Source organism: Amycolatopsis sp. NPDC059657, assembly GCF_042734395.1.
GTDB lineage: Bacteria > Actinomycetota > Actinomycetes > Mycobacteriales > Pseudonocardiaceae > Amycolatopsis.
In genome coordinates, this window is the sequence record NZ_JBHWEB010000227.1 from 1 (window position 1) to 6753 (window position 6753).

Sequence of the window (6753 nt, forward strand, 5' to 3'; positions counted from 1 at the left end):
CCTCTTGTTCTCTGCGGTGTGTACCCCCGGGTTGCCCAAATTAACCCCCGTGCTGTTCCAACGCCCCCTGTTCGTGTTAAGCCGGGGGGGGGGGTGGTCCGGTCTAGGACACGGAACCCCACCCCGCGACGTGGCTCGCCCCTTACATGCCGGGGCAGGTCTTCCAGGCGAAGTGATACGTGGTGCTGATGTTGCCGTCGGTCGAGTCCATGGTCATGAAACTCGTCTTCTTCGGGTCCGAGGTGCCCGCGTCCACGCGCAGCTCGGTGTTGATGTTGAAGTTGCGCCGCTCGCCGCAGGGCGAGTAGACGATCGCCGCGACCTCGGTGCTGTCGGTGGCCTGCCAGTCATCGGCCAGCGGGCCGTTGTAGATGTGACTGGTGTAGGCCGTCGGCGACATTCCCTGGAAGTAGTAGTTCGCTTTCTCCGTTCCCTTCGCGCCCTTCATCAGGCTGGCGAATCCGCGGTAGTCGGCCGACGCGATCCCGTAGGTGAAACCCTGCGGCACATTCACCTTGAGATTGAGCTGGCAGTTCTTCCGCATGTCGGTCGGTTTGGTTCCGGCGCCCGCCTGCGCCAGGAAATCGCTGTAGGTGACCGTGAAGGCCTTGTTGTCGGGTGACACCGCGACGGCCGAAGTGCCGAGCGGGCACCCCGAACCGTTGACCGTCACGATCTCGATGGTGATGTGATCGGGGGGAGGGGTGGCACCGGGGGCGCCACCGGGAGGAATGATTATTGTCGTGGCTAATAGGGCAGCGGAGAGCGTGCTGATCATAGAGACGCCTTTCCGACGAAATATTTTGTGATTCGACGGCGGTGATCAACCGTAACCTTTATTTATTCCACCCGCGTACCGCTAAATGGAGTATGGATCTTGACTGTTATGTTCTAGGGACAAGTCTTCCAGGAGAAGTGATAGACGGTGCTGACGCCCGCGTCTGTCGAGTCCATTGTCATGAAGCTGGTCGCGCCACTGCTGCCCGCGTTTACGCGCAGTTCGGTATTGACGTTGAGCATGCGCTTTTCGCCGCAGGGATGGTAAACGATTTCAGAGACCTCGGTACTGTCCGTGGCCTGCCAGTTGTCGTCAGCGGGTCCGTAGAAGGTATGCGTCCGGCTGGCGGTCGCGGAATGCCCTTGGAAGTAGTAACTCGCTTTTTCCTGTCCGGTCGCGCCGCGTTTGAGGTTGGCGTATCCGCGGTAGTCGGCCGACGCGATTCCATAGGTGAAGCCTTGCGGGATGTTGATCCGCAGCACGAGCTGGCAGTTCTTGCGGAAGTCGGTCGGGCCGGTGCCCGCGCCCGCCTGTGCCAGGAAATCGCTGTAGGTAACGGTGAACGCGGTGTTGTCCGGCGACACGGCCACGGCGGCGGTGCCCGCCTTGCAGCCGGAGCCGTTCACGGTCACGACGTCCACCGTGATTCTGTCGGGTGGGGGATTGGTGTCCACGGCGGTGGGTGCCGGGGAAATGAGAGACAACGCCATGGCGGCAGCAGAAATAGCGCTGATCATGGATGGTCCTTCCGACGTGCGTCCAAAGCGGGGTCGACGGCGGTGCCAAAGCGTAGCGTAATAATCGCAAACCGGGCCACCGCTGAACGGGGGAAGGAAAAACTTCTATGACGCAGCGTGAATTCGTCGCTTCCAATCATAAGGTGGCGTCATAAAATTCGTCGAATTCCCGATGTTCGGGAAAGGTGAAGTAATGGTCATGGGATGATCCGCAACCGGCGGAACCCATCGAAAAGATCATGGAACATTTGCGTCGTGTCGACGTATTCGTGGAAACCGAATCGCCGCGCCTTCGATCCGTCGGCGAACATGTCGTAGTCCCAGGAGAAAACGAAGTCCGCGAAACCCCAGGCCGAGACCTCGTCGTAGGAGTGGCCGAGGGCATACCGCCGGGCCATACCGGACCACAGGCCCGCCTTGTCCCCCATCGCTTCCGTCAATGACATCGGCAGTGGCGGCGCGACCTCCAGCCCGAAGTAAGCGGCGAGCTTCGGCCACAGCTCACTCCACCGGAACAGGTCACCGTTCGTGACATTGAAGGCCTGGTTCGCGCACCGCGGCTCGGTCGCCGCCCACACCGTCGCCTTCGCCAGTAATCCCGCATCGGTCATTTCCAGCAGCGCGTCATACGCGCCGGGCTTGCCGGGGAACCGCATCGGGATGCCGAGTTCCGCGCAGATCGACGCGTACACCGCGATGGACAGCGCCAGGTTCATCGGGTTCCCGAGCGCGATACCGCCGACCACGGACGGCCGGATGGCCGACCACGACCACGCCTTGCCCGCCTGCCGCGCTTCGAGGAACCGTTGCTGGTCCACGTTGAACTCCGGCGGCATGTGCCCGGCGTCGTCCTCGCGCGCGGGGGTCTTGAACGGGCCGAGGTGCGCGCCGTAGACCTTGTAGCCCTGCATCAGGCTGATGTGCTCGAGCGCTGGCGCGACGGGCTCGATCGCGTCGACGACGTTCGTCAGCATCGCCAGGTTCGGCGCGACGAGTTCCGCCCAGCTCGGACGTTCTTGATAAGCCGCGTAGAAGACGTGCGTGACCTCGGTCAGCGGCGCGAGTTTCGCGGCGGTGTCCTCGGCGTCGAGCAGGTCGACGGCCACGTAGCGGACTCGCTCGGCCGCTTCCCCGCCGCGCCGTGAAAGCCCAATGACTTCCCAATCGCCGAGTTCGGCGAGGTGGTCGATGAGGTTGCGGCCGATGACCCCGTTCGCGCCGACGACCAGCGCGATCTTGCGTTCTGTTCCCATGTGGACGATCTTGGGCACCCGAGAAGCATTAGTCCAAGACATGTTCTTCACTGCTGGCATAAACTGTGTTCATGGCAAGCCTGCGGCAGCTGGAATACCTGGTCACGGTGGTCGACGAGGGCTCGTTCACCAAGGCGGCCGAGGTGCTGCACGTGACGCAGCCCGCACTCTCGCACCAGATGCGGGCGCTCGAACGTGGCGTCGGCGGCCCGCTGCTGGAACGCCTGCCCCGCGCGGTCCGGCTGACCCCGATGGGCCGCGCCATGCTCCCGCACGCCCGCGCCGCGCTCGCCGACGCCGAACGCGCCCGCTGCGCCGCGCGCCAGGCGTCCGGTCTCGAGCACGGCGAACTGCAGATCGCCACGGTGTATTCGGTGAGCCTCGGCGCGCTGCCGCCCGCGTTGCGCGCCTGGCGCCGTGAACGGCCCGGCGTCGACATCCGCCTGTTCGAGTACCGCCACGCCGACGAACTGCGCGAAGCCATGCTCGCCGGCGAAGCCGACATCGCGGTCGGCCCGCGCCCGCAGTCGTGGGACGGTCCGATATGGACACTCGGGACCGAGGAGTTCGTCGTGGTGCTGCCCGCCGACGGCTCGGCCGAGGGCAGCGGCGGCACGGTCGACCTCGCCACCCTCGCGGACTGCGCCTGGGTGCATTACGCGCCGGGCAACGGGCTCGCGGAGATCGTCGACCAGGCCTGCGCGGCGGCCGGCTTCCGGCCGAGCGCGGCGGTGCGGACCGAGCAGTCCGCCACCGCGCCGATCCTCGCCGCCGCCGGGCTCGGCCCCGCGCTGGTGCCCGCCAACGTCATCCCGCCGCGTTTCGACGGCCGCGTGCTACGCCCGACGCAGCCGATCGAGCGTGAACTCGTCGCGTACGCGCGCGGCGGCGCGGACCCGCTGACCGCCGGTTTCGCCGAGGTGCTGCGCAAGAAGGCCTGCGTGCTACCCGCGCACGTGAAGAAACTGCTCAGCCACGACTGAACGAAGTCAGGTCGACTCCGGTCAGCGGGTTGGCCTTCACACCGCTCACCTTGAGCGGCCAGATCGCGTGCCCATGCCCGGACCACAGCGGCGCGACGGGAAGATCACGCAGCAGCTGGTTTTCGGCGAGGCGGTACAGCGGCGGGCTGTCGGCCGCGGGTGCCGCGTCGGCCGTGGCCAGCAGTTCCGCGAAGCCCGCGTCGGTATAGCCCGCGGCTTTCGCCAGTGCGGCGAGTGGCTCGTGCGGACTGGTCGTCTGCAGGCCGAGTTCCAGCACGGACGGCCCGTCGCCCGGTTTCACCGAGACCTCGACACCCAGCGTGCCTTGCAGCTGGGTGGCCAGGATCGACGTCCAGTGCGCCTCCCCGTAGAGGGTGGTTGAGCCGGTGAAACCCGACTGGACCAGCAGGTTCTTGGCTGCAGCCGGATCGTAGGTGCAGGGACGGCAGGTGCCGGACCGTTCGCCTGCCGAGACGGGAGGCAGCAGCGAGCGCGCCGGATCCACCTGATGAGCCAGCGGCCCGGCTTCCAGCGCGTCCCGGTCGACGGCCATGGCGACCGCGTGCCGCACGGTGGCGTCGGCGAACCGGCCGGTCGCCGGAAACTTCAGGTAGGTCGCTTTCGGCAACGCCCACATCGCGTGGAGCTCGGAACGCATCCCGTCGTGCCGCGAGCCGGGCACTGTCGTCGCCAGGTCGAGTTCGCCCGATTTGGCTTGGTCGTACTGGATTTCCGGATCGAGCACCTTGAGCTTGATCTTGCCGCCGCCCGTCACCTTGACCAGCTCGCCGCCATGATCCCAGCGCGCCGCCAGCTTGAACGGGCCGTTGCCGACCGGGTTCAGCGCGAATCCCGCCCAGTCCTTCGACTTCAGGACGCTTTCGGGCAGCGGGTACAGCGCCTGCGAGGCGAGCACGGCCGGTACCTGGCCGAACGGCCGGTGCAGCACGATCTTGATCGTCGACGGATCCGGCGCCGTGATCTCCTTGGCGGGCAACGTCTCCCGCAGCACGGACGCGCCCGGCCAGCTCCCGTCGGCCAGCCGCACCGCCTCCCAGGTGTCTACATAGGACTTCGCGGTGACCGGGGTGCCGTCGTGGAACGTGCCTGGCCGGAGCTTGACCGTCCAGGTCACCTGATCGTCGCTGGTCACCGACTCGGCGGCGGCCGGGCTGGTCTTGCCGGTCGCCGGGTCGTAGCCGACGAGCGGCGTCCACAACGCGGCCGCGATCATCCGCCCGGCCTGGTCAGGGAGGTCGGCGGGCAGCAGGCTCGCGGGTTCGCCGATGCCCACGGTCAGCACGCCGGGCTCCGGCGGTGTCGCGGTGGAGCAACCGGTCACAACGAGCGCGGTGACGAGCAGGGCGGCGAGTCGCATGGGCTGTTCCTACCAGTTGAGTTCCGACCAACGTCTGTTGTTTCTCGCAAAAGTCCGCCCTAGTCTCGAATTGATCATCCTGGGAGGTTTGTCGTGCGCGCGTTCCGTACGGGTCTGGTCCTGCTCACTACCGCGGTCACGCTGGTCGCCACCGGCTTGCCCGCCGCCGCCTGCGACCGCGACGAAAAGCCGCAAGCCGCGTCCGCACGGGCGAAGGGCGCGCCAGGCGCGGTGAAGAACGTCCAGGCCGTCGGCAATCTCCCCGACGCGGCGGGCGCGATCTCGCTGAACTTCCTCTCGATCGGGCGCCGTGACGTCATGGTCGTCTCCGGAGAGTTCGGCCTGAAGTCCTACGACCTGGCGAATCCCGTCGCGCCCAAGCTGCTCGGCACACTGAGCCTGCCCGGGTTGTGGGAGACCGAGGACACCGAGGTCGACCCCGAGCGCAACCTCGTCTTCCTGTCGCGCGACCCGCGCGCGTTCGGCGGCACCACGCATACCGGCGAATCGGGCATTTACGTCGTCGACGTGTCACGCCCGGAGAAGCCGACGATCCTGAGTTACGTCAAGGTGCCCGCCGGCCACACCACGAGCTGCGTCGACGGCTGCCGGTATCTGTGGACCGGCGGCCCGGCGAAGGCCGACAACATGCCCGCCGACTGGGGCGGCCGTCCGATCTGGGTCACCGATGTGCGCAATCCGCGCAAGCCGGTCGTCCACCCGGATCCCATCGAACTCGCCCGCAACGACGGCAAGACCGACTACGTGCACGACGTCCAGGTCGACGCCGAGGGCATCGCCTGGGTGTCCGGGCGCGGCGGCGTCCGCGGGTACTGGACCACCGGCATGCACCGCGACCCGGTCGCGGGCGGCGTCCGCAAGGCGACCGCGCTGAAGCCGATTCCCTATGCGGGCGGCGGGATCAGCGAGACGGCGGCGCCGTCGAAGTTCATGCACAACAGCCTGCGCCCGGTCGGCCCGCGCAGCCGTTTCGGGCAGTTGCTGTACGCGACCGAGGAGAGCTTCGTCGACGGTTGCGCGGGCGACGGCGTCTTGACGATCTCGTCGCTGGACGGGTCTTACGGCGGCGAGGGCTGGCGCTCGACGCCGGACAAGCCGTTCCGGCTCAAGAGCGTGGGAACGTGGAGTGTCGCGGGGCAGGAGGGGAGTGACCCGACCTCCGCCGACTGCTCGGCGCACTACTTCGACCTGCGCGGCAACGTGCTCGTCCAGTCGTTCTACGAGCAGGGCACGCGGTTCCTCGACGTCAGCGACCCGACGAACCCGACGCAGATCGCGTACTTCCGCCCCGCGGATGCGGCGTCCTGGGCCCCGGCCTTCCACCGCGGCTACGTGTACGTGGCCGACAACGCGCGTGGCGTGGACATCCTCAAGCTCAAGGACTCGTGAGTGTTGCCGGGCGGTTCTATTGGGCGGAAGGGCAAAGGTGTCATGTCGTGGTGGGCGACCTTGGCCTGCTTCAGCCCTGGCCGCGAAAGAGTGACTGTGGAGGGTTTGCGGTGACGGTGGCGGGCGAGTGGTAACTCTGCTCCGTTGGATGCAGCGGAGTTACCACTCGCGGACCCCCTCGTGAAGCGAGGGGGCCGTTGGGTGCGTACTACGC

6 protein-coding genes are annotated in these 6753 nt (G+C 67.0%); 2 read left to right on the forward strand and 4 right to left on the reverse strand.

What is annotated here, in order from left to right:
• Positions 1–142: 142 nt before the first annotated feature.
• The 3 genes from ACFV15_RS47440 to ACFV15_RS47450 all read right to left on the reverse strand — a co-directional run bounded on the left by ACFV15_RS47440 (position 143) and on the right by ACFV15_RS47450 (position 2768).
• Positions 143–778, reverse strand: coding sequence for a DUF4360 domain-containing protein (locus ACFV15_RS47440; RefSeq protein WP_378360032.1), 636 nt, complete (start codon positions 776–778; stop codon positions 143–145).
• A gap of 113 nt (positions 779–891) precedes the next feature.
• Positions 892–1515: a DUF4360 domain-containing protein gene (locus ACFV15_RS47445; RefSeq protein WP_378360033.1), complete on the reverse strand. Its 624-nt coding sequence runs from the start codon at positions 1513–1515 to the stop codon at positions 892–894.
• A 197-nt stretch (positions 1516–1712) separates the two neighbouring features.
• Positions 1713–2768, reverse strand: coding sequence for an SDR family oxidoreductase (locus ACFV15_RS47450; RefSeq protein ID WP_378360035.1), 1056 nt, complete (start codon positions 2766–2768; stop codon positions 1713–1715).
• Positions 2769–2839: 71 nt separating this feature from the next.
• On the opposite strand from ACFV15_RS47450, the gene ACFV15_RS47455 reads away from it, so the two are divergent.
• Complete coding sequence (locus ACFV15_RS47455) at positions 2840–3751, forward strand: LysR family transcriptional regulator (protein ID WP_378360037.1); 912 nt, start codon at positions 2840–2842, stop codon at positions 3749–3751.
• On the opposite strand, the gene ACFV15_RS47460 is transcribed toward ACFV15_RS47455, so the two are convergent.
• Positions 3738–5129 (reverse strand): ABC transporter substrate-binding protein, encoded by a 1392-nt coding sequence (locus ACFV15_RS47460; RefSeq protein ID WP_378360038.1) that lies wholly within the window; start codon positions 5127–5129, stop codon positions 3738–3740. The genes ACFV15_RS47455 and ACFV15_RS47460 overlap by 14 nt on opposite strands.
• 93 nt (positions 5130–5222) lie before the next feature.
• On the opposite strand from ACFV15_RS47460, the gene ACFV15_RS47465 reads away from it, so the two are divergent.
• Positions 5223–6539 (forward strand): LVIVD repeat-containing protein, encoded by a 1317-nt coding sequence (locus tag ACFV15_RS47465; protein ID WP_378360039.1) that lies wholly within the window; start codon positions 5223–5225, stop codon positions 6537–6539.
• Positions 6540–6753 lie beyond the last annotated feature (214 nt).

Excerpts from the sequence above, each read along its gene's own strand:
- ACFV15_RS47440 (WP_378360032.1), bottom strand. The coding sequence starts at position 778 with ATGATCAGCACGCTCTCCGCTGCCCTATTAGCCACGACAATAATCATT.
- ACFV15_RS47445 (WP_378360033.1), bottom strand. The coding sequence starts at position 1,515 with ATGATCAGCGCTATTTCTGCTGCCGCCATGGCGTTGTCTCTCATTTCC.
- ACFV15_RS47450 (WP_378360035.1), bottom strand. The coding sequence starts at position 2,768 with ATGGGAACAGAACGCAAGATCGCGCTGGTCGTCGGCGCGAACGGGGTC.
- ACFV15_RS47455 (WP_378360037.1), top strand. The coding sequence starts at position 2,840 with ATGGCAAGCCTGCGGCAGCTGGAATACCTGGTCACGGTGGTCGACGAG.
- ACFV15_RS47460 (WP_378360038.1), bottom strand. The coding sequence starts at position 5,129 with ATGCGACTCGCCGCCCTGCTCGTCACCGCGCTCGTTGTGACCGGTTGC.